Annotated in this window: 3 protein-coding genes and 1 pseudogene; all 4 read right to left on the bottom strand. The window is 70.5% G+C overall.

From position 1 onward, the window contains the following. Positions 1 to 488 (bottom strand): annotated as a pseudogene (locus tag V7793_RS35990) (hypothetical protein); the annotation flags it as partial. Next, positions 485 to 946 carry a thioesterase family protein gene (locus V7793_RS35985; RefSeq protein ID WP_168093201.1) on the bottom strand — a complete coding sequence of 154 codons (462 nt, stop codon included), beginning with the start codon at positions 944 to 946 and terminating at the stop codon, positions 485 to 487. The pseudogene V7793_RS35990 and the gene V7793_RS35985, both read right to left, overlap by 4 nt. A gap of 2 nt (positions 947 to 948) precedes the next feature. Beyond that, positions 949 to 2613, bottom strand: a complete 1665-nt coding sequence (gene ettA, locus V7793_RS35980; protein WP_336013884.1) for an energy-dependent translational throttle protein EttA — start codon at positions 2611 to 2613, stop codon at positions 949 to 951. A 169-nt stretch (positions 2614 to 2782) separates the two neighbouring features. Next, complete coding sequence (locus tag V7793_RS35975) at positions 2783 to 2908, bottom strand: LAETG motif-containing sortase-dependent surface protein (protein WP_336013885.1); 126 nt, start codon at positions 2906 to 2908, stop codon at positions 2783 to 2785. Positions 2909 to 2934 lie beyond the last annotated feature (26 nt).

The following is a 2934-nucleotide window of genomic DNA, read 5'->3' as shown; positions in this document are numbered from 1 at the left end:
ATGCGGTCGCGCTCGACCCGGGTGCGGCGCTGCTCGGGCAGCGCCTCGTCGCGGGCGCGGAACTCCGCGACCGCCGCGCCGACCGCGCTCCTCAGAACCTCCTGGCCGGGAAGGCCCTCCACGCGCTGCCAGCCGCCGCGGGGCGGCAGCACCCCGGCCCAGGGCGGGCCGGTGACGGCACCGGGGACGGTGATCTCCAGCTCGCCCGAGGGGGCGGCGGGCGCCGCGTCCAGGGCGTCGGCGAGCTGCCCGGCCGAGACGGTGACGTCCAGCGCCCCGCCGTGGGCCAGCCGGGCCGTGCGGACCGCCAGCACCTCGAAGGAGGGCGGGCGGCCGAAGACGCCGAGCACCCCGCCGGCGGCCTGCAGCCGGACCACGGCGGCCCGGTCGTAGTGGATCAGCCGGGCCAGGAAGGCGACCAGGTCGGCCGTCTCCCCGGCATCGGCGAACCGCAGCCGCTGCCCGGCGGGAGGCTGGAGCCCCGTCATACGGCGACGGCCTCCTTGGGGGACGCGTCACCGCGGCCGCCGCCGGCCTCCTCCTCGTCCCGGAACTCCTCCAGGAACATCCGCTCCTCGGCGGTGATCCGCCGGGGGCGGCCCGCCTCGAAGTCGAAGGGGACGACGACGGTGCTGGCGCGGACGTAGACGTGCTCCTCGTCCTTGACCTCGTAGGCGACGGTCAGGGACGCGGCGCCGAGCCGCGTCACCCACGTCTCCACGGTCACCGGCGCATGCCGGTGCACCAGGGGGCGCAGGTAGTCGATCTCGTGCCGGGCCACGACGGACCCGCCCTGGAACGACGTGCTCCCCTCCCCCGGCGCCAGCCGGAACATGAAGTCGATCCGCGCCTCTTCGAGGTAACGGATGAAGACCGCGTTGTTCACATGGCCGAAGGCGTCCATGTCCGACCAGCGCAGGGGGCAGGAGTAGAGGTGACGCGCCACGATCAGCCCCGGGTGAGCTTCTTGTAGGTGGCGCGGTGCGGACGGGCCGCGTCCGGGCCGAGACGCTCGATCTTGTTCTTCTCGTAGGACTCGAAGTTGCCCTCGAACCAGAACCACTTCGAGTCGCCCTCGTAGGCCAGGATGTGCGTGGCCACCCGGTCCAGGAACCAGCGGTCGTGGGAGACGACCACTGCGGCGCCCGGGAAGTCGAGCAGGGCGTTCTCCAGGGAGGAGAGGGTCTCGACGTCGAGGTCGTTGGTCGGCTCGTCGAGGAGCAGCAGGTTGCCGCCCTGCTTGAGGGTCAGCGCCAGGTTGAGGCGGTTGCGCTCACCGCCGGAGAGCACGCCGGCCGGCTTCTGCTGGTCCGGGCCCTTGAAGCCGAACGCGGAGACGTAGGCGCGCGAGGGCATCTCGACGTGGCCGACGTTGATGTAGTCCAGCTCGTCGGAGACGACGGCCCACAGCGTCTTCTTGGGGTCGATGTTGGCGCGGCTCTGGTCGACGTACGAGATCTTGACGGTCTCGCCGACCTTGATCGAACCGGAGTCCGGGGTCTCCAGGCCCTGGATCATCTTGAACAGCGTGGTCTTGCCGGCGCCGTTCGGGCCGATGACGCCCACGATGCCGTTGCGCGGCAGGGTGAAGGACAGGTCGTCGATGAGGACCTTCTCGCCGAAGGCCTTGGAGAGGTTGTTGACCTCGACGACGATGGAGCCCAGGCGCGGGCCCGGCGGGATCTGGATCTCCTCGAAGTCCAGCTTCCGCATCTTGTCGGCCTCGGCCGCCATCTCCTCGTAACGGGCGAGGCGCGCCTTGGACTTGGCCTGACGGCCCTTGGCGTTGGAGCGGACCCACTCCAGCTCTTCCTTGAGGCGCTTGGCGCGCTTCGCGTCCTTCTGGCCCTCCACCTTCAGGCGGGCCTGCTTGCTCTCCAGGTAGGTGGAGTAGTTGCCCTCGTAGGCGAGCGCGCGGCCGCGGTCGAGCTCCAGGATCCACTCGGCCACGTTGTCGAGGAAGTACCGGTCGTGGGTGATCGCCACGACGGTGCCCGCATACTTGGAGAGGTGCTGCTCCAGCCAGTTCACCGACTCGGCGTCGAGGTGGTTGGTGGGCTCGTCGAGGAGCAGCAGGTCGGGGGCCTCGAGCAGCAGCTTGCAGAGCGCGACGCGGCGCTTCTCGCCACCGGAGAGGTTGACGACCGGCCAGTCGCCGGGCGGGCAGCCCAGGGCGTCCATGGCCTGCTCCAGCTGGGCGTCGAGGTCCCAGGCGTTGGCGTGGTCGAGCTCCTCCTGGAGCTTGCCCATCTCGTCGAGCAGGGCGTCCGAGTAGTCGGTCGCCATGAGCTCGGCGATCTCGTTGAAGCGGTTGAGCTTGCCCTTGATCTCCGCGACGCCGTCCTCGACGTTCTGCAGCACGGTCTTGGACTCGTCCAGCTTCGGCTCCTGCATCAGGATGCCGACGGTGTAGCCGGGCGTGAGGAACGCGTCGCCGTTGGACGGCTGCTCCAGGCCCGCCATGATCTTGAGGACGGTGGACTTACCGGCACCGTTGGGGCCGACCACACCGATCTTCGCACCGGGCAGGAAGCTCAGCGTCACGTCATCGAGGATGACCTTGTCGCCGTGCGCCTTGCGCGTCTTGCGCATGGTGTAGATGTACTCAGCCAAGAGAAACCGTCCGGCAATCGAGAAGGGCCAATGTGCGGCTCCGCCGCGTGAGGGCAGATACACCCATCTTGCCGCACCGGACGCCCGGGGCGGAAACCCGATACGGACGCGGCCCTCTCCCGGGCGAACACCACGGGGCCCGCAGGCCCCGCGGCGCCCCGCCCGCCGCTCACTCCCCGGAGGCCGCCGCCCGCTCGCGGCGCAGGAGGTAGACCGCGCCGCTGCCGGCGACGATCAGCGCTATCGCCATGCCGGCGATCGTGGGCGTCGTGTGGCTGCCGCCGGTCGCGGCCAGGTCCCCGTCGGCCCGGACGGCGGTCG

The sequence above is a fragment of the Streptomyces sp. KLMMK genome (assembly GCF_036961605.1).
Classification (GTDB): Bacteria; Actinomycetota; Actinomycetes; order Streptomycetales; family Streptomycetaceae; genus Streptomyces; species Streptomyces telluris.
Note: the sequence above shows the minus strand (reverse complement) of the source record. Positions and strands in the feature narration are given on the sequence as shown.